Origin of the sequence: Megasphaera sp. DISK 18 (assembly GCF_001682955.1) — a bacterium.
Classification (GTDB): Bacteria; Bacillota; Negativicutes; order Veillonellales; family Megasphaeraceae; genus Megasphaera; species Megasphaera massiliensis.
In genome coordinates this window covers 1-19,871 of the sequence record NZ_LUGJ01000030.1, presented here as the reverse complement: position 1 = coordinate 19,871, position 19,871 = coordinate 1, and the positions used below count along the sequence as shown (strand labels likewise).

Sequence of the window (19,871 nt, the reverse complement as noted above, 5' to 3'; positions counted from 1 at the left end):
TCAACGGCCCGGTTGTCAAGTCAGGCTGCTTTGGTAAATCTTTTCTAAGTTGTCCTGCATGCGGTCGAGGTAAGACTTGCCGTCTTCACTGGTCTCGATGGTGTGGATCGTCTCTACGCGGGCGCCGACTTCGCGGGCTAAGGTTTCTGACGTTTCGGGACTTACCATGTCTTCGACGAAGATGGTCTTTACGTTATGGGCCCGGCAGTAATCGGCAAGCCTTGCCAGCTGGCGGGCACTCGGCTCACCACTGGAAAAGACCGATTCGACACTTTGTTGAGTCAGGCCGAAGTCTCGGCATAAGTAGGCAAAGGCGGCGTGGCCGGTGACAAAATCCTTGCGGGGCGCCTTCGCGAATTTGCCGGCATATTCGTCCTGCAGGGCTTGGAGCTGCCGGGTGTAGTTTTCGGCATTCTGCTGATAGTAGGCCTTGTTGGCCGGATCGGCGTCAGACAGTGCATCAGCGATGTTCCGAACTTCCTGCTGAGCGTTGATCAGGCTGAGCCAAATGTGCGGGTCATAGTCGCCGTGATCGTGGGCTTCTTCTTCATCGGTGAGTTTGATCGGTGTAATGCCTTGAGAGGCATTGACCGTGTGAAGGGACGTATTTTTGGCCGCATCAACGACTTTTGAAGCCCAAGGTTCCATGCCCAGTCCGTTGTAGACGAAGAGCTGCGATTGACCGAGGCGTTTGATGGTCTTCGTCGTCGGTTGGAATTCATGGGGCTCCGTTCCGTCGGGAATGAGGGTGTACACATCGACTTTATCGCCGCCGACGGCTTGGGTAAATTCTTTTAAGGCGTCAAAGGTGACGGCGACCTTCAGTTTTCCGTCGTCTGGTACATCGGCCGTGGTGCCGCAGCCGGCCAGGACTAACAAGGTCATAGCCGCAATCAGAAGCATCAAGAACCGCGCCGGGAGACGGGAGTGATGAGATGACATAGATACCGACCTCCTATGGCGTTCATCGTATCACGACCGTCTTTTTTTGTCAATTACTTGCAAATGCCTTGCATTTTCGTTTGTGTAGAGATATAATGAACTACCGATAATTTTATGGCAGCGGAGGCAGTTATGATCGATTTACAACACGTTTACTTCTCTTATGAACACGGCGAGTATTTGCTCGAAGATATCAATATGACCATTCGGAATGGGGACTATATTTCCGTCGTCGGCGAAAACGGCAGCGGCAAGAGCACCCTGATTAAACTCATCTTGGGACTCCTCGTGCCGAGCCGCGGCGTCATTTCCAATACCTATCGCCACAGGGCTTATGTGCCGCAGCGGTTTGAAACGCTGAACAGCCAGTTTCCCATCACCGTCTGGGAAGTGCTCAACTGTTACCGGCAAGTCCTTCATTTAAAAGATAAGGACCTCATACGGACTTGTTTAGAGCAGATGGGGGTCTATGATTTAAAAGACCAGCTCATCGGCAGTTTATCCGGCGGTCAATGTCAGAAAGTCCTCATTGCCAGAGCTCTCATGGGGCATCCGGATCTGCTCATTTTCGATGAACCGTCGACGGGCATCGATGTTCGCAGTCAGGAAGAATTGTACCCCTTTATTAAGGATTTAAATGAAAATCAAGGGATTACAGTCCTTACGGTAGAGCATAATTTGAAATTTGCCGTCCGCAATTCGACGAAACTGTTCCACGTCGTCGGCGGCCATGGCCACTTCTGCTCGCCGAAGGCCTACCTCGATGAATATATGTCGGTTACGATGGGAGGGGAAGACTGATGTTTGAATATGCTTTTATGCAAAATGCCTTTATCGTAGCCATCCTCATTTCCATTGTCTGCCCTCTCATCGGCATCTTCCTCGTCCTGCGCCGCTATTCCATGATTGGTGACGCCTTATCCCATGCGTCTTTAGCCGGCGTTGCTGTCGGGTTGCTCCTCGATTGGAACCCCGTCCTCGGCGCCTTTGGCCTGACCAGCTTTTTCGGCATCCTCATTGAAGTTCTGCGCAGTCGTTTCAGACGTTATGCCGAGTTGATTTTGGTTATTATCTTGTCCCTCTCCGTCGGCCTTGCCATTACCATCATCAGTGCCGGATTGGTTCATACCAATGTAGAGTCTTTCTTATTCGGCAGTATCCTCACGGTCTCGACGGACGATGTGTACGCCGTTATCGCCCTCAGCGTCGTTTCCATGGCCCTCATTGCCAAACTCTATCCCCAACTGGTCATGCTGACCTTCGATGAAGACGGGGCCCAGATTGCCGGCGTTCACAGTAAAGTCGTCAATTATATTTTTTCTGTCCTGGTAGCGGCGACGATTTCCGTATCCATTCGCATCGTCGGTATCTTGGTCATCAGCTCTCTCATAGCCCTTCCCGTAGCGGCGGCCCTGCAGCTTCGAAAAGGCTTTCGTCAGACCCTGATGTACTCCATCTTTTTCAGTTTCGTCGATATTTTGTCGGGCCTGTTCTTGTCCTATTATATCGACGCTGCCCCCGGCGGGGTCACGGCCCTGACGGCTGTCGCCGTCTTGGTGCTGGTCATCATCTATAAAGAAGGGATTTTATCATGGAGAGAAAAGAGGCGGCAGTCATGAGTGATACCTATAGAGACTGTCTTCGGCAATATGGATTGAAGAGTACGAAGGCACGCAACCTTGTATTGGATGTGCTAAGTCGGCAGCAAGGCGTCATTACCGTTGAGGACGTTTATACAACACTTCTCGAAGGCGGAGATAAAGTCAGCTTTTCAACGGTTTATCGAATCTTGGAAATGTTTACCAAGCGGGATTTGACGGAAAAAATTTTTCTTCCCGACGAAGGGAAATACGGGTTTTCTCTGCGGCGGCCGGGCCATACACACCGTTTAATCTGTTTACAGTGCCATCAAATCGTAGACTTACCGCACTGTCCGCTCCATGATTATGAACGAGAAGTTGAAAAAAAGACTGATTTCGATATCGTCAGCCATAATCTCGAACTCTACGGGTACTGCCCTGCCTGCAAAAAAAAGCTCCCGCCGTCCGAACGGTAGGAGCTTTTTCGCTGTATCAGCGGATAAACTTGATGAAATTGTCTTTTCTCGGAGAAGAAGCCGGCTCCGGCCCGTCGCCGTATCCGACGATACAGTGGCCGACGCCGACTAAGTGTTCCGGAAGGCCCCATTCTCGAAGTAAAGCCTTTCCTTCGGGGAGTTCAAATTCTTCACGGGCTCTGTTTATCCAACATGAACCGAGGTGTAAGGCTGCGGCGGCATTCATGAGATTACCTAAAATAAGACAGCCGTCAGACCAGGCGTTGGGGGACTTTTCCATGTCGGCCAGAACGACCAGGGCCGTCGGGGCACCGTACAGAGGATCCGTGTCGGTTCCTTTGATTTTGGCATTCATGGCCGTCAAGCGGCCCAAGGTGTCCGGATTTTGAACGACGACGATGGTACAGGGCTGGATCCCCTTGGCACTGGCGGCATTCATTCCGGCTTGGAGGATGAGGTGGAGGTCTTCGTCACAGATCTGGGCTTTTTTGTATTTTCGGACACTCCTCCTGTTCGTAAGGGTGCGGATGGTTTCGTTCATAAAAATCACTCCTTGAAAAGTTGCGGCAAGTCGATTCGAGAGCTCGCCGCTATGATTGTTTGTCAGTCCCATTATAGGTCGTCGACGTTGGCAGGAAAAGAGGATGGATGAGACAAAAATGGATTCTTTTTTCCTGTCAGGCAGTCTCCGGAGACGGTGCCTTAATCTATTGCTTGATACTGGCGATTTGATGGAAAAATATGCTATAATAAAACGATTAGATAGTGATGAAGATAGTATCTAGGAGCGATTGCATTGAAAACACAAGCACCGAAGCTTTCACAGGAGTATATTCAACCGCTGGCCGATGTCTTCAAGGTTTTGGGAGATCCGACACGGCTTCGCATTTTACGCCTTCTCATGGATGGAGAAGTTTGCGTTCGTTGTATTTCTGAAGAACTTGGCATGGGTCAATCGGCTGTATCTCATCAACTGCGTATTTTGCGGGATGCCCGCTTGGTTCAGTTCCGGCGGGAAGGTAAGAACGTGCAGTATTCCTTGGCCGATGCCCACGTATTTACGCTGCTCAACGTCGGGTTGGAGCACGTCGCCGAATAAGGGGGGCCTATGTATCTTTGTTTAATGCGCCACGGAAAGGCACAGCCTTTTTCTTTAAAAAAGCCGGATAAACAGCGGGAATTGACGGAAAAAGGCTGCTGTCAGGCCGCTTCTATGTCCTCTTGGGCCGCATCGTGGTGGCCGGAGGGAAAAACGGCACTTTGGGTCAGTCCCTATGTACGGACCTGCCAGACGGCATCTTACTTGGAACAAGAGCTGCCAATCGGGCAGTTCCATACCCATGAAGCCCTGGCTTCGGGAGACCTTGTCGCCGTATATGATCAAATTTTGAGTCAGGAAAAATCGGACGTCGTCTGCATCGTCGGCCATTCACCCTTCCTCGACCGCTGGGTTCAGGCCTGGACGGGGACAGCCGTCGACTTCAAGACCGGCAGCATGGCCCTTTTGGACTTTGACGTCCATGGCGGGCGAATCGGCTCGGCCTCTTTGCTTTTCTACGTTCATCCGAAAGCCTTGAAATTTTTGGAGGCGTCTCGTAAAAAATAACGATGGTTGGAGGTTTTATCTATGATGAAACATGTATTGTCCATTGCCGGTACCGATCCGTCCGGCGGAGCCGGGGCGGCAGCCGACTGCAAGACCTTTTGTGCTCACGGCTGCTTTGCCTTGAATGTCATTACGGCTGTTGTTTCACAGAATACACAGGGTGTTCGCGGGTATATGGACGTCACACCGGAACTGATCGCATCTCAAATTGATGCCGTATTTGAAGATATCGACGTCGATGCCGTTAAAATCGGCATGGTCAGCGTGCCCGAAACGATTCGGGTCATTGCTGAAAAATTGAAGCAGTACCGTCCGGCCTTCGTCGTCATCGACCCGGTCATGGTTGCTACCAGCGGCCATCGTCTGCTGGCTCCGGAAGCCGAACAGACCTTGAAGGACGTATTGCTGCCCTTAGCCGATGTGTTGACGCCGAACCTTCCGGAAGCGGAAGTATTGACCGGTAAAAAGATTGAAAGTTTTGAAGATATGGAAGGGGCGGCGAAAGCCATTGCCGCCATGGGAGCGAAGGCCGTATTGGTAAAAGGAGGTCACCGCATTGCCGATGCGACGGATGTCCTGTTCGACGGCGAAACATTCCATTACTATAAGGGAAAACGCATTGAAAGCACGAGCACTCATGGAACGGGATGTTCGCTGTCGAGTGCCATTGCTTCTAATTTAGCCAACGGCATGAGTCTGTCCGATGCCGTTCAGGCTGCTAAAACGTATGTCTTTGAAGGAATCGCCCATGCCGAACCGATTGGCAAAGGCCATGGCCCGATCCATCATTTCTATGAATTATATAAGAAAGCAGGTGTCAATTGATATGAACATCACATACTCTTTGAAAAAGGCCTGCTGCCTGGTCATGACGGCAGCTTCTATTGGCGGCGTCGCTTTGGCAGCAACGCCTCAGGATACGTATGAAGAAGCGGCCCGCAATATGGCGGCTCATCCCCAGGGGGCTTATACCTTGACCTTAGGCATCAAGATGCCCTTCGTCGGTGACGGTGCCGTCGTCAATCAGATCAATATCCAGGAACAGCCTTTCGTCGTCGAATCGCAAGTAAAGACCGAAGGCTTCGCTTCCCAGGCGATGGATAAAATTCACCAGAACAAGGCTTATGGCGTCCAGAACGGGAAAAAACTCGACGTCTACTATATGGACCAGGAAAAAGACGGCCAATGGATGAAGAAAAGTTATGACTTAAAGGATTCTAAACCCATTGCCAGCTATTTGACGAACGATCACAACGTCCTTTCCGGCGTAAAATCGGTTACCCGTGCCGGCGGCAACGACTATCATGTCGTCTTTGATGCATCCCGTCTCTATACGGCCTCGGATGAAGCCAACTGGAAGAAGGAAGGCATGACCGATGAACAGGTCCGTGTGTTGGCGAAGGTCCTTCAGGGACTGCAGAAAGTCGGCGATGTACAGACTGTCGTTACCATCGATCCTTCGACGAAGCGCATTTCCCGCATCAGCCTGCCCTTGACGGACCAGCTCCGAAGCCTGGCCTTGACCTTGGTTGACGAATTTGGCCGCAATGATGCTGAAAAAGCCGTATCCCAGTCTTTCATTAAAATGAGCGAAGTCAATTTGACCATTGATTATACGGCCTTGCCCCAGGGAACCCGGCTGACTGTCCCGGAAAATATCATCAAGACAGCTAAAACCGGAAAGTAATTGTAAAATTTTTGTGTAAGAATGAAGGATTATTCAAAAAAAATAAGCTAGATTGTTGACAGCGTCCCGGAAATAACGGAAAATATGATAGAAGGAATTATTTCCACTACTGTTCGTTTTATCTTCATATAGGATAGACCTGCAGCTCCGATAGGGGGCTCCGGTTGGAACGGATACAACTATATTTATTTTTAGGAGGTATATTTTGGCTAAAAAAGAAAAACTCATGGTAATTCCCTTAGGTGGCTTAGGTGAAATCGGCAAGAATATGACGGTTATCCAGTACGGAAACGATATTATCGTCATCGATGCCGGTCTGGCCTTCCCTGATGACGATATGTTCGGCATCGACCTCGTCATCCCGGACATGAGTTACTTGATTGAAAACCGGGACAAAGTACGGGCTGTCGTCATCACTCATGGTCACGAAGACCATATCGGCGGCTTGTCCTACTTACTCAATGAAGTAAACGTGCCCGTGTACGCAACGAAACTGGTATGCGGCCTCATTGAAGGGAAACTCAAAGAAAACCACATTACGAATTACACCTTGAACGAAGTTCATCACGGTGACGAAGTACAGATAGGCTGTATGAAAGTCGGCTTTATCCACACCAATCACTCTATTCCCGATGCCAGTGCCCTCTATTTCCGTACCCCTGTCGGAACGATCGTCCATACAGGGGACTTTAAAGTCGATATGACACCGGTCGACGGGAAACAGATGGACATGCACAAATTTGCAGAATTAGGCCGCCGTGGCGTACTGCTCCTGATGTCGGACAGTACCAATGCCGAACGGCCGGGGTACACTGAATCGGAAACGACGGTCGGCCATGCTTTCCGCAAGGCCTTCCGTGCAGCTAAGGGCCGTATTATCTTGGCGACATTCGCCTCGAATATTTCCCGTATCCAACAGGCTATCAATACGGCCATCCAATTCAAACGTAAGGTAACCGTTCTCGGCCGCAGCATGGTCAACAACGTTCAGGTTGCCATTGAACTGGGCTACCTCGATGTGCCCGAAGGCGTCCTCATCGAACCGGATGAGCTCAACCGTTATCCGGCTGACCAGGTCCTCATCCTGACGACGGGCAGCCAAGGCGAACCGATGGCCGGGTTGTCCCGTATGGCATCTAATAACCACCGCAGCGTCAGCATCATGCCCGGCGATACGGTCATCATTTCGGCAACGCCGATTCCCGGCAACGAAACCGGTGTCGGCCGTACCATCGACAACCTCATGCGCCTCGGTGCCAATGTCATCGCCGGTCGGGATAAGAAAATTCATGTATCCGGCCATGCCAGCCAGGAAGAACTGAAGCTCATGCTGGGGCTCATTAAGCCGAACTACTTCGTTCCGATTCACGGTGAATACCGCATGCTTCGGACCCATGGCGACTTAGCTGTCATGATGGGCGTCGACAAAGATCACGTCCTCATTGGCGACAATGGCCAGATTTTTGAATTTTCCAATCGCTCCGGTCATAAGACGGGCCATGTCAATGCCGGCCGCGTCTTCGTCGACGGCCTCGGTGTCGGCGACGTCGGCAACATCGTCATCCGCGACCGCCAGCAGCTGGCTATGGAAGGCGTCGTCATTGTCGTCATGACCTTGGCAAAGGGCACGAGCCATCCCTTGGCCGGTCCCGATATCGTATCCCGCGGCTTCGTCTATGTCCGCGATTCCGAAGAACTGATTCGCGAAGCCCACGACCGGGTTGCCGCTGTTCTCGAACGCTGTGAAGCCGGAAATATTCGCGAATGGGCTGTCATCAAGTCTCAAGTACGCGATACCCTCAGTCGGTATCTCTATGAAAAGACGCGGCGCCGCCCGATGATTTTACCGATTATTATGGAAGTATAAAACGTGACATATCGTTGTACTGTGACAGCGGGGGCATCTCTTGTCTCCGCTGTTTCGCAGTTTTTATTGGAAGGGGGAAATCCTATGGAGCAGAAGCGTGTTACGCCGCTGACGACGGCCGGTTGCTTTGCCGCCATAATGCTGCTTTTTGCGCTTCTAAGTACATTTGTACCTGTCTTTTCTTTCTTTGGCTACTTTATCATGCCCGTGCCGATGACGATTATCTTTATGAAGTACGGCCTGCGTTATGCCGTACTCCTCGGCGTCACCGTCGGTGTCCTTATGGGCATCTTCATCGATCCGATTACGGCACTCTATCAGTTCATTATCTTCGGCTCTGTCGGCCTTGCCTTGGGAGCCGGATTTCGGAATCAATGGCCGGCTGCACGTCTTTTGGGAACGGTGGCGGCTGTCTTGGCCGGTGCCTTTGCCCTGACCTGCCTCTTGGCGTATGTCGCCTTGGATATCAATATCTTTACTCAGTTCAATGACTTCTTTACCCAGCTCATGGATACACTGGAAGCCCAGTACAAGTCACAGGGCATGTCCGATGTCCAATTGACGGAAAATATGGCCCAGCTGGCACAAATCCGGGAATTGCTGCCGTCTCTTCTGCCCATGTTCTTTGCCTTGGGCATGATGATCATGGCCTATATCCATATCGCCTTTTCTCAAGTTATCCTGCGGCGCCTGGGCTTTTCGGTCGAGTCCTTTTTGCCGATTCGTTATTGGGAAATGCCTCGTTGTATGATATACTTATATATATTGGCCTTGGTCATGAAGTATTGGGGCGTTACCCGGGAGATTGACTGGCTCAATATCATCGGCATGAATCTCTCTCAGCTTGCTTACTTTTTTCTTTGTGTTCAGGGGATTGCCCTTATTTTGTACCTCATCAACCGCCGTTTCCAACTGAGAAATGGCTTGCAGGCCCTGATCCTCATCCTGTTTTTTGTCATGCCTGTTTTTTCGTATGCTGCCTTTGTGGCCGGCATCTTCGACATGCTTGCGAACTATAGAAAAAAAGATTACACGCGTTAGTGTGCAGGGGGCGGAACCATGTTTAAAAATTTGCTGTCAAGACGGTCGGACGGACCTTTTTTCCTGATTACTGTCTTGCTGATTCTTGTCATTGCCGTCTATAATTGGATCATTGCCTTGTTGGCCGTTATCCTGACCGGCGGTGCCTATGTCCTGACCCGCAAGAATCACAATGAACGCAGCCGAGAAATAAGTCAGTTTTTCGATGCCATTTCACGCAGTGTCGATCAGGCATCGACGTATGCTGTACAGAACCTGCCTATCGGCATTGCCATCATCGATATGCAGTCGAATCTGTGCTGGGCTAACAGCGTTTTTCGTGATTGGGTAGGCGATATCGACAATGATCAGAAGCTGGATCATATCATGCCCAATTTGAAAGTTGATAAATTTTGGGGAAAATCGGGCTATTTTTTTGAACACATCAGCGAACGATATTACCGCGTCGTCTATAAGTACTTGCAGACCGAAGCGGCAGAAGATGACAACTACCTCATCCTTTACTTTGAAGACATTACCGATACGGAACGGCAGAAGATAAATTCTTTGGCAGCTGTCCCCGTTTTTTGCGATATCGAAATCGACAATATGGAAGAAGTCGCCAAGGGGATGACGGCCGTCCAGCGGGCGACGTTGGTGACCAATGTCAACAACGCTCTCATTGGCGAACTGTCCGGGCATAACTGCTTCATCCGCGGCTACGGCAATGAAAAGTACATCGCCTGTATGAGTCGGGAAACACTCGAATTTTATAAAGAGAACAACTTTGCTTTCTTAGAAAAAATTCGTGCCATCCATACGGTAAACCAGATTCCCGTTACCCTCAGTATGGGCGTGGCTCTCTTTCCGAGCGACGTCATCGCTGCCGGTAAGGCCGACTTCAATGAATTAGCCGATAAAGCCCGGGCAGGCCTCGATTTGGCTTTAGGGCGCGGCGGTGACCAGGTCGTCGTCTATGAAGACGATGGGTCACCTCATTTTTATGGCGGTAAAACGCGGAGCGTCGAAAAGAATACTCGCGTACGGGCCCGCGTCGTATCCCAAGCCATCCATGAACTCATTGACAATAGTGAAATGGTCCTGGTTATGGGGCACGAACGGGAAGATTATGACAGCCTCGGTGCTGCCGTCGGCGTCGCGCACATGGCCCGTCTGGCTGAAAAGCCGGTCCATGTCGTCCTCAGCGATCAGGCCGATGCCGTTCAGCGCCTGACGTCGGAACTGATGGATGATCCTGACTTCAAAGACTTGATCATTTCCCCGGAAACGGCAGAAAAAATTTGCAATAACCAGACCCTGCTGTTCATCACCGATACGCATCGGCCGGATATGACGGCGGCGCCGGCACTTTTGACCAAGACCGATCACCGCGTCGTCATCGACCACCACCGCCGCAGTTCGGATTTTATCCAAAAACCGCTGCTTACGTATACTGAAACGTCGAGTTCGTCGACGAGTGAACTCGTAACGGAACTCTTACAGTATTTCCAGGAAGATGTAGATCTGGCTAAAATCGAAGCGACGGCCCTCTATGCGGGTATCGTCGTCGATACCAAAAACTTCGCCGTCCAGACCGGCGTCCGTACCTTTGATGCGGCTTCTTATCTTCGTCGCTGCGGAGCCGATCCCGACATCGTCCGCGATCTGTTCAGCTGTGATTTTGATACTGTAAAGGACCGGGCTGCCATCCTGTCGGGAGCCCGCATTAAAGACGGCATTGCTGTCGCAAGTTGTCCTAAGGGACAGGCTAATGCCATGATCATTGCCGCACAGGCTGCCGATGCTTTGGTTAATATCGACAAGGTCGAAGCCAGCTTTACTTTTTACTACCTCGACGACGGCTATATTGGCGTCAGTGCCCGATCGCGAGGCGATATCAATGTACAACTCGTCATGGAAGCCATTGGCGGCGGCGGTCATCGCACCGTAGCCGGTGCCCAGGTCAAAGGGCGCACGATGGAAGAAGCACAAGACGTCGTCATGGCGGCTCTCCGTGAAACGTTAGATAAAAATAAGGAGATTGATGAAAAATGAAGGTAATTTTATTAGAAGATGTAAAGAAACTCGGAAAAAAGGGGGACATCGTCGAAGTCTCCGAAGGCTATGGCCGCAACTTCCTCCTGCCCCGTAAATTAGCAGCGCCGGGCACGTCGGAAAATATCAACGATGCCAAGCAGAAGAAAGCCGCAGCTCAGCATAAGGCCCAGGTAGCATCAGACGAAGCCGTCATCTTGGCCAGTCAGCTCAAGAAAGTAGAGCTCACGATTCCCGTTAAAGTCGGTGAAGGCGGCAAAGTATTCGGAGCCATTACCGGAAAGAACATCAGTGACGCTGCGAAGGAACAGTATGACATCGACCTTGACAAGAAGAAAGTTGAAATCAAGGATCCGATTAAATCCGTCGGCGACTACGATGTCACCATCCGTGTTCATCCGACCATTACCAGTGTCATTAAAATACACGTTGTAGAAGGCTGATTCACTAGCCGCAAGAGGTTACAATGAAAGAATTATTGGATAAACTGTTACAGCGCCATAAGTACTTAGAACCTACGGCGGAGGAAGAACTCCGCCGCCAGGTTAATGTGCTTTATGGCGCTTTTACTGGCCTTATAGGGTCTGAAAAAATGGTTCTCCGTGCCAGCAAATACTCAGCCTTGTCGTACATTCATTCTGAAGACCCTCGCCAGCGTCTGGTCGGACTGCAGCGTCTCATTTACGAAGACGTATCGTACGATAAGGTGCCCGGTGACGACGAAGTCATCAATGTTCTCAATGAGCTTGAAATGGTCCTTGCCGAAATGCTGGCCCGTCAGGCCGTTGAGGAACGACTGGAAAAGAAAATTACTCAGCGCATGGACGAAAAGCAGCAGGAATACGTGCGGGAAATCAAGATGGAACTCATCAAAGAAGAACTGCACGATGTAGAAACGCAGCAGACCAAGCGCAAGCTCAAAGAATTGGATGACCTCGAAAAGGTCGAACTTACGGAATCGGTCATGGAACGGGTACGGCCGAAACGGCTCAGTGCCATCGTCGGTCAAGAACGGGCCGTCGAAGCCATGCAGAGTAAGCTGGCTTCCGTCTATCCCCAGCATCTGCTCCTCTACGGACCGCCCGGCGTCGGCAAGACGACGGCTGCCCGCATCGTCCTCGATGAAGCAAAGAAACTGGCCTTTACGCCCTTTGGTCCTAAGGCTCCCTTTGTGGAAACGGACGGGACGACCCTTCGTTGGGATTCGCGGGATATGACCAACCCCCTCATCGGTTCGGTTCACGATCCGATTTATCAGGGGGCTCGCCGCGATTTGGCCGATACGGGCATTCCGGAACCAAAACCGGGTCTGGTCACCGAAGCTCATGGCGGCATCTTATTCATCGATGAAATCGGTGAAATGGATCCGATGCTGCTCAATAAATTGTTAAAAGTCATGGAAGATAAACGGGTTCGCTTCGAATCGGCTTATTACGATGAAGACGATCCCAACGTTCCCCAATATATCCGCAGACTCTTTGCCGAAGGGGCACCGGCGGATTTCATTCTCATCGGAGCCACGACGAGAGACCCGTCGGAAATCAATCCGGCCATTCGCTCGCGCTGTGCAGAAATCTTTTTTGAACCTCTCATTCCGACGGACATCGAAAAAATCGTTTCTCATGCAGCGGAACAACTGGGGGCGTCCCTTGAGGACGGCGTCGCTAAATCTATTGCCGAATTTACCATTGAAGGGCGAAAAGCCGTCAACATTCTGGCCGATACCTACGGATTGGCCGTATTCCAGTCGGGAAATAAAGATCAGGTACGCATTACCAAGGACCATGTCCGCCGCGTCGCCCAGATCAGCCGACTCGTTCCCTATGTGACGGAAAAGGCCAGCAATACGCCGGTCGTCGGCAAGGTATTCGGCCTTGGCGTTGCCGGGTACCTGGGATCTGCTATTGAAATCGAAGCCGTTGCCTTTCCGGCGCGAGAACCGGGAAAAGGATACTACCGATTCAATGATACGGCAGGCTCCATGGCCAAGGATTCGATGTTCAATGCGGCAGCTGTTATGCGCCGCGTGACGGGGAAAGAACTTTCCGATTACGACGTCAACATCAATTTTGTTGGCGGCGGCAATATCGACGGCCCGTCGGCAGGTTGTGCCATTACGACGGCCCTTATTTCAGCCGTATCCGGCGTGCCCGTCCGTCAGGACATGGCCCTCACCGGGGAAATCTCTATCCAAGGTCAGGTCAAACCCGTCGGCGGCATCTTTGAAAAAGCCTACGGGGCCTGCCAAGCCGGCATGAAGGGCATCATCATCCCTAAGGAAAATTCTCATGACATTCCGGAACGCCATCTGGGACTCGATATCCATTATGCCGCTGATATTGACGACGTACTGAAATTGATGTTGGTCAAATAGGGGGAATCATAGTATGGAACAGCGGGTGCCACCGCAGAATGTCGAAGCCGAACAAGCTGTCCTCGGAGCTATGCTCCTAAGCCACGATGCGGTCATCTTGGCGATGGAACGACTGCAGTCACACGACTTTTACCGGGATGTCCACCGCGTCATCTTTGAGGGCATGGAACATCTGCACCGGGAAAATAAAGAAATCGACGTCATTACCTTAACCGAAGAGCTGCGGCGCATGAAGCGCCTGGATGATGTCGGCGGCGTCGAATACGTCCTGCAGCTGCCCAATATGGTCGCGACGGCAGCCAACATCGAATATCACGCCAACATCGTTTCTGAAAAAGCCTTGGCGCGGAACCTTATTTCGACGTGTACGGAATTGACGGCTGAAGCCTACGACGGAGAAAAGGAACCGGAGGACCTCCTCGACGATGCCGAACGAAAGATTCTGAAGCTGTCGGATACGAAAAATCGCGGCGACTTTGCCTCTGTCGGCGCCGTCGTCGAAACGACCCTCGATAAAATTACCAAACTTTATGAGAATAAGGCCGGTCTTACGGGCCTTCCTACGGGATTTCGCGACCTCGACCGCATGACATCGGGCCTTCAACCGTCTGATCTCATCCTTGTCGCCGCCCGGCCCAGTATGGGTAAGACGGCCTTTACCCTGAACATTGCTCAGAATGTCGGAGTCCGTCAGCGAAAGACGGTGGCCTTCTTTTCCCTGGAAATGTCTCAGGAACAGCTCGTACAGCGCCTGCTCTGCCAGATCGCCCATATCGATTCACAAAAGCTGCGTACGGGTCAGCTCAACAGTGACGACGAATGGACGCGCCTTACCGATGCCTGCGACAAGCTCTATGAATCGCCGGTCTACATCGACGATACGCCGGGGATTTCCGTTGCCGAAATGCGTTCTAAGGCGCGGCGGCTAAAGTCAGAGCATGGCCTGGACCTCATTATCGTTGACTACCTGCAGCTCATGCAGGGGCGTAACTCGGAAAGCCGCCAGCAGGAAATCTCTGAAATTTCCCGATCCCTGAAGGCCTTAGCCCGGGAACTCAAAGTGCCTTTGATCGCCTTGTCTCAGCTCAGCCGAAGCGTAGAAAGCCGTCAGGACAAGCGGCCAATGCTCAGTGACCTCCGTGAATCGGGGGCTCTTGAACAGGATGCCGACATCGTTTCCTTCTTATATCGAGAAGACTATTACGATAAGGAAACGGAAAACCAGCACATTACGGAAGTCATCCTGGCGAAGCATCGTAACGGGCCGGTCGGCTCGGTCAAACTTTACTTTAAAAATGAATTTACTTTGTTCCTCAACTTGGATACGCAGCACGAAGGATAACGTGCTGCGTTCTTTTTGAAGAGGGAAAGAAAAAAATAAAAAAATACTTGCATTATTCCAGACTGTGTAGTATACTAATTAAGTCAGCGGTTCTTCCGAGAGGTCGGAAACACTTTTGATTTCGAAGAAAAAGGACAAGAAACTGATGAAAGTTCTTGACAGAACATCAAGTCTTAGTTATAATAGACTATGTTCTATGGAACGATAAGCCAACGTAGCTCAATTGGTAGAGCAACTGACTTGTAATCAGTAGGTTGTAGGTTCAAGTCCTATCGTTGGCTCCAAAAAATGGTGGGGTTCCCGAGTGGCTAAAGGGAGCAGACTGTAAATCTGCCGGCGTTCGCCTTCGAAGGTTCGAATCCTTCCCCCACCACCAATGTCGCGGGGTGGAGCAGTTGGTAGCTCGTCGGGCTCATAACCCGAAGGTCGTAGGTTCAAGTCCTGCCCCCGCTACCAAATTTTTTTTTACTAGTCTTAGTAAGAAACAACTTCATACAAGGCTTTGACCTGTATACAAGCTGTTGTAGCTCAGTCGGTAGAGCGTATCCTTGGTAAGGATAAGGTCACCGGTTCAATCCCGGTCAATAGCTCCACACATGGCGGCTTAGCTCAGTTGGCTAGAGCATGCGGTTCATACCCGCAGTGTCCAGAGTTCGAATCTCCGAGCCGCCACCACACTGATAACCTCGTATATACGGGGTTATTTCTATATGCAGACATATTTTTTGCTTAATTTATTGTTTTTTTTAGCAAAGAATATGGATATGTGATAAAATGCAAGTGATAGATGTTTTTTAAAGGAGGAATTATCATGGCAAAAGAACATTTTGAAAGAACGAAACCGCATGTCAACATCGGCACGATTGGTCACGTCGACCACGGCAAAACGACATTAACGGCAGCTATCACCAAAGTTTTGGCTGAAAAAGGCTACGCTAAATTCGAAGACTATGCCGACATCGACAAAGCTCCGGAAGAACGTGAACGCGGTATTACCATCAACACTGCACACGTTGAATATGAAACGGACAAACGTCACTATGCACACGTTGACTGCCCGGGCCATGCCGACTATGTTAAAAACATGATCACCGGTGCTGCTCAGATGGACGGTGCTATCCTCGTCGTATCCGCTGCTGACGGCCCGATGCCGCAGACTCGTGAACACATCCTCTTGGCTCGCCAGGTCGGTGTACCGGCTATCGTTGTATACCTCAACAAAGCTGACCAGGTTGATGATCCGGAACTGTTGGAACTCGTTGAAATGGAAGTCCGCGATCTCCTCAGCTCTTATGATTTCCCCGGCGACGATGTACCTATCATCGTTGGTTCTGCTCTTAAAGCCCTCGAAGGCGACGAAAGTGAAATCGGCAAACCGTCTATCCTCAAATTGATGGATGCCGTTGACGAATACATCCCGACCCCGCAGCGTCCGACGGACCAGCCGTTCTTGATGCCTGTCGAAGACGTCTTCACCATCACCGGCCGCGGCACTGTTGCTACGGGCCGTGTTGAACGTGGCGAATTGAAAGTCGGCGATAACGTTGAAATCGTAGGCCTTGCTGATAAACCGAAAGATACGGTTGTTACGGGCGTTGAAATGTTCCGTAAGATCCTCGACAGCGCAGAAGCCGGCGACAACATCGGTGCTCTGCTCCGTGGTGTTGACCGTAAAGAAATCGAACGCGGCCAGGTTCTCGCAAAACCGGGCACGATTCATCCGCATACGAAATTCAAAGCACAGGTCTATGTCTTGACGAAAGATGAAGGCGGCCGTCATACGCCGTTCTTCAATGGCTATCGTCCGCAGTTCTACTTCCGTACCACGGACGTAACGGGCGTCATCCAGCTTCCGGAAGGCACTGAAATGTGCATGCCTGGCGATAACGTCAAAATGGACGTCGAATTGATCACTCCGATTGCTATCGAAGCTGGTCTCCGCTTCGCTATTCGTGAAGGCGGCCGTACCGTCGGTGCCGGCGTCGTCTCCGAAATCGAAGGCTAATTACCATACACCCAGCAGATACGCAGGTATCTGTTAACAGAAGCTATAATGGCTGTGAGATTTTCTCCCGCTGTTATAGCTTCTTTTTTGTTGTCCGAGGGGAGCATCCGGGGGCTTTTCATGATATAATAATGGCACATAGTTTTATAATTTGCTTTTTCTGTATGTGCGTACACAGGAGGTACTGTCTATGAATCTTGCTGCCAATACGGTTCAGGCTGCCAGCACCGTCCGGGCTGACGTTAAGAACCAAGTTACGGAAGGCGTTTCGGCCCTTGGCCAATTCAATGATTTCTTACTGAATTATGCACCGGACATCATTGCCGCCATCATCATCTTCATCATCGGTCGCTATATCGCCGGAGCTATAAAAAAACTGGCCATTCGCATGATGACCCATGCCAATTATGACCATACAGTCATTACCTTTGTCAGTCAAATCATTTACTATGCCCTCATGGCCATTGTCCTCTTGTCGGCTCTCAACAAGCTGGGGATTCCTACGAATTCCTTCTTGGCCGCCTTCGGTGCCTTCGGCTTGGCTGTCGGCTTAGCCTTGCAGGGCAACCTGTCAAACTTTGCGTCAGGTCTGTTGATTTTAGTCTTTAAGCCCTTTAAAGCCGGTGACTGGATCGCTGTCGGCGGTGTAGAAGGCAGTGTCAAGGGCATTCAAATGCTGAATACGGCCATTACCACCAAGGACAACAAGACCGTCTTTATCCCGAACTCGACGATTACGACGTCTCAAGTTTCCAATAGCTCATATCAAACGGAGCGCTATATTACCTTCTTATTTGATATTGGCTATAACAATGATCACCATAAGGCCATCGCCTTGTTGAAACAGATCTTTAAAGAGGAACCTCGTATCCTCAACGCCGACGATTTAGAAATCGGAATCAAGGAATTCGGTGACAACTCGGTGCGAATTGCAGCCTATCCGAAGGTTGCCAAGGCCGATTACCTGCCTGTATTCTACGATACCATGTCCAAGGTCAAGGACACCTTTGATGCCAACGGCATTGATATCCCGTATCCGCAGCGAGTCGTTTATATTCAAAAAGACGATGAGTGAGTGCCGATGTACCGTAAAGCTATCCCTTTTGTTTGGGATAGCTTTTTTTTTGAAAAAAAATAGTCCGGCCGATATGAAGCGCGGCCCTCGTTCTGCCGGCGGACTGTCGGTTCGGCTGCTTTTGATGTGATTAAAATAAATTGATTTATTCTTCCTACTTGGTATATAATCATATCATGTTATTATAGAATTGATATTTTTTAAATCAATTCTATTTTAGAATTTAATAACTTAGAAAAGAAAGGAAGAATCTCTATGATGGTATTTTTATTGGCATTATCCCCGATTCTATGGCTTATCCTATCGCTGGGTTTCTTTAAGATGCCGGGCTTTAAGGCCTGTCCCATTGCCTTGGTACTTGCCTTAGCCGTGGCACTGACGGCGTATCAAATGGATGGGCAAGATGCCGCTTCGGCGGCCTTAGAAGGCGTGGCCCTGGCGTGCTGGCCTATTTTATTGGTTATCATCGCGGCAATTTTTACGTATAATCTCGCCGTACATACGAAGAGCATGGATATTATCAAACATATGCTTACGACAGTCAGCAAGGATCGCCGAATCCTGGCCCTTCTCATTGCCTGGGGATTCGGTGCCTTCATGGAAGGCATGGCCGGTTTCGGTACGGCCATTGCGATTCCGGCGTCGATGTTGGCGGCCCTTGGCTTCAATCCTATTAAGTCCATTCTCGTCTGTTTAGTCGCTAATTCCGTTCCTACGACGTATGGCTCTATTGGGATTCCGGCCAGTACCTTGGCCAATCTGACCGGTCTCGATCCTGTCCTGATTTCTTCCTATATTAGCCTGCAGCTGCTGCCGCTCAATCTGATTTGTCCTTTTCTCATCGTCCTTATTATCGGCGGATCCCTGAAAGCCTTGAAAGGCGTCTTCCTGATTACGCTGCTGTCCGGACTGGCTTTAGCCGTACCGGAGCTCATCATTTCATCCTTTGTCGGTCCTGAGCTGGCCGTCATGGGGGCATCGGTCGTCATTATGGCCGTCATTATCTTGTATTCCCGGTTTCAGTCGAGGGAGGCATCGGAATACACCATGGATATCCATCCGGCTCATGTCCCGCTTAAAGGGGGGCTGCTGGCCTGTCTGCCTTTTATTCTGATCTTTATCTTTCTGCTGATGACGTCGAAGCTCGTGCCCTTTATCCATGGTCCGCTCATGGCCATTAAATCGTCGGTCTCGATTTATACCGGTGAAGGCGGCGTTCCCTATACCTTTGTATGGGTGAATACGCCGGGGATTCTTATCCTATTGGCAGCCTTTATCAGTGGCAAGGTGCAGTCCTCCAGCTTTGGGGAAATGCTGACCGTCCTCGGTCATACCATTGTAGGCCTTCGCAGTACGATCATTACCATTATTGCCGTCATTGCAACGGCAAAGGTTATGGGATACAGCGGTATGACTTCAGAAATCGCCCAGACGGCTGTCAATGCGACGGGATCCCTGTACCCGGCCATTGCGCCCTTGGTCGGGTCAATCGGTACCTTCATCACCGGTTCCGGGACGTCGAGCAACGTTTTGTTTGGCAATCTTCAGACTGATGCAGCTGTCGCCATCAATGCTGATAAAGGTTGGTTGGCTGCGGCGAATGCAGCCGGAACTTGTGCCGGCAAGATGATTTCGCCGCAGAGCATTGCCATTGCTGTCGGGGCGATTTCCCTAAAGGGGAAGGATAATGAGATTTTACAGGCCATTGTGAAAGTATATATCCCGTATATCCTTATTTTAGGGGTAGTCGTTTATTTTGGTCAGGCCCTTATTCCCTGAATCACTAGGGGAGAGGCGGACACGATGTATGTCGTGTCCGCTTTTTTTATGGGGTTTACCCTG

At 50.6% G+C, this 19,871-nt stretch carries 18 protein-coding genes and 5 tRNA genes; 21 read left to right on the top strand and 2 right to left on the bottom strand.

The window, feature by feature from the left end; genetic code table 11:
* Positions 1–15 precede the first annotated feature (15 nt).
* Entirely contained in the window at positions 16–942 is a 927-nt protein-coding gene (locus A0U42_RS06840; RefSeq protein ID WP_065360388.1) for a metal ABC transporter substrate-binding protein, read from the bottom strand.
* Positions 943–1,074: 132 nt separating this feature from the next.
* Between A0U42_RS06840 and A0U42_RS06835 the strand changes: the two genes are divergently transcribed.
* The 3 genes from A0U42_RS06835 to A0U42_RS06825 are packed head-to-tail and all read left to right on the top strand — an operon-like array spanning position 1,075 to position 2,998.
* A complete protein-coding gene (locus A0U42_RS06835) occupies positions 1,075–1,743 on the top strand; it encodes a metal ABC transporter ATP-binding protein (protein ID WP_065360387.1) in 669 nt (222 codons plus the stop codon).
* On the top strand, positions 1,743–2,561 hold the full coding sequence (locus A0U42_RS06830; protein WP_044502875.1) for a metal ABC transporter permease: 819 nt from the start codon (positions 1,743–1,745) through the stop codon (positions 2,559–2,561). Before A0U42_RS06835 ends, A0U42_RS06830 begins: the two co-directional genes overlap by 1 nt.
* Positions 2,558–2,998, top strand: coding sequence for a Fur family transcriptional regulator (locus A0U42_RS06825; protein WP_065360386.1), 441 nt, complete (start codon positions 2,558–2,560; stop codon positions 2,996–2,998). The genes A0U42_RS06830 and A0U42_RS06825 overlap by 4 nt, the downstream gene beginning before the upstream one ends.
* Before the next feature lie 16 nt (positions 2,999–3,014).
* On the opposite strand, the gene A0U42_RS06820 is transcribed toward A0U42_RS06825, so the two are convergent.
* Positions 3,015–3,539 (bottom strand): nitroreductase, encoded by a 525-nt coding sequence (locus A0U42_RS06820; RefSeq protein ID WP_065360385.1) that lies wholly within the window; start codon positions 3,537–3,539, stop codon positions 3,015–3,017.
* 255 nt (positions 3,540–3,794) lie between these two features.
* Between A0U42_RS06820 and A0U42_RS06815 the strand changes: the two genes are divergently transcribed.
* From A0U42_RS06815 to A0U42_RS06730, 18 genes are all read left to right on the top strand, one after another.
* Positions 3,795–4,097 (top strand): helix-turn-helix transcriptional regulator, encoded by a 303-nt coding sequence (locus A0U42_RS06815; protein ID WP_044502872.1) that lies wholly within the window; start codon positions 3,795–3,797, stop codon positions 4,095–4,097.
* A gap of 9 nt (positions 4,098–4,106) precedes the next feature.
* The gene (locus A0U42_RS06810) at positions 4,107–4,604 is read left to right on the top strand and encodes a histidine phosphatase family protein (RefSeq protein WP_255304122.1); all 498 of its coding nucleotides are present in this window, start codon (positions 4,107–4,109) and stop codon (positions 4,602–4,604) included.
* A gap of 21 nt (positions 4,605–4,625) precedes the next feature.
* A complete protein-coding gene (gene thiD, locus A0U42_RS06805) occupies positions 4,626–5,429 on the top strand; it encodes a bifunctional hydroxymethylpyrimidine kinase/phosphomethylpyrimidine kinase (protein ID WP_081651666.1) in 804 nt (267 codons plus the stop codon).
* Between the two features lies 1 nt (position 5,430).
* Positions 5,431–6,291 carry a hypothetical protein gene (locus A0U42_RS06800; RefSeq protein WP_065360384.1) on the top strand — a complete coding sequence of 287 codons (861 nt, stop codon included), beginning with the start codon at positions 5,431–5,433 and terminating at the stop codon, positions 6,289–6,291.
* Positions 6,292–6,496: 205 nt separating this feature from the next.
* A complete protein-coding gene (locus A0U42_RS06795; protein WP_065360383.1) occupies positions 6,497–8,158 on the top strand; it encodes a ribonuclease J in 1,662 nt (553 codons plus the stop codon).
* Positions 8,159–8,242: 84 nt separating this feature from the next.
* The gene (locus tag A0U42_RS06790) at positions 8,243–9,199 is read left to right on the top strand and encodes a YybS family protein (protein WP_044502868.1); all 957 of its coding nucleotides are present in this window, start codon (positions 8,243–8,245) and stop codon (positions 9,197–9,199) included.
* Positions 9,200–9,217: 18 nt separating this feature from the next.
* On the top strand, positions 9,218–11,233 hold the full coding sequence (locus A0U42_RS06785; protein WP_044502867.1) for a DHH family phosphoesterase: 2,016 nt from the start codon (positions 9,218–9,220) through the stop codon (positions 11,231–11,233).
* Positions 11,230–11,676 carry a 50S ribosomal protein L9 gene (gene rplI / locus A0U42_RS06780; protein WP_044502866.1) on the top strand — a complete coding sequence of 149 codons (447 nt, stop codon included), beginning with the start codon at positions 11,230–11,232 and terminating at the stop codon, positions 11,674–11,676. The genes A0U42_RS06785 and rplI overlap by 4 nt, the downstream gene beginning before the upstream one ends.
* A 23-nt stretch (positions 11,677–11,699) precedes the next feature.
* Entirely contained in the window at positions 11,700–13,607 is a 1,908-nt protein-coding gene (lonC, locus tag A0U42_RS06775; protein WP_065360382.1) for a Lon family ATP-dependent protease, read from the top strand.
* Positions 13,608–13,620: 13 nt separating this feature from the next.
* Entirely contained in the window at positions 13,621–14,949 is a 1,329-nt protein-coding gene (dnaB, locus tag A0U42_RS06770) for a replicative DNA helicase (RefSeq protein ID WP_065360381.1), read from the top strand.
* Positions 14,950–15,157: 208 nt separating this feature from the next.
* Positions 15,158–15,233, top strand: a tRNA-Thr gene (locus A0U42_RS06765).
* 6 nt (positions 15,234–15,239) lie between these two features.
* Positions 15,240–15,325 (top strand) — tRNA-Tyr (locus A0U42_RS06760).
* Positions 15,326–15,329: 4 nt separating this feature from the next.
* Positions 15,330–15,405: transfer RNA gene (locus A0U42_RS06755), tRNA-Met, on the top strand.
* 61 nt (positions 15,406–15,466) lie between these two features.
* A tRNA-Thr gene (locus A0U42_RS06750) sits at positions 15,467–15,542 on the top strand.
* A gap of 5 nt (positions 15,543–15,547) precedes the next feature.
* Positions 15,548–15,624 (top strand) — tRNA-Met (locus tag A0U42_RS06745).
* 136 nt (positions 15,625–15,760) lie between these two features.
* Positions 15,761–16,954, top strand: a complete 1,194-nt coding sequence (tuf, locus tag A0U42_RS06740) for an elongation factor Tu (RefSeq protein WP_065360380.1) — start codon at positions 15,761–15,763, stop codon at positions 16,952–16,954.
* Positions 16,955–17,144: 190 nt separating this feature from the next.
* Positions 17,145–18,029, top strand: coding sequence for a mechanosensitive ion channel family protein (locus A0U42_RS06735; protein WP_044502863.1), 885 nt, complete (start codon positions 17,145–17,147; stop codon positions 18,027–18,029).
* Between the two features lie 258 nt (positions 18,030–18,287).
* Positions 18,288–19,808, top strand: coding sequence for an L-lactate permease (locus tag A0U42_RS06730; RefSeq protein WP_065360395.1), 1,521 nt, complete (start codon positions 18,288–18,290; stop codon positions 19,806–19,808).
* Positions 19,809–19,871 lie beyond the last annotated feature (63 nt).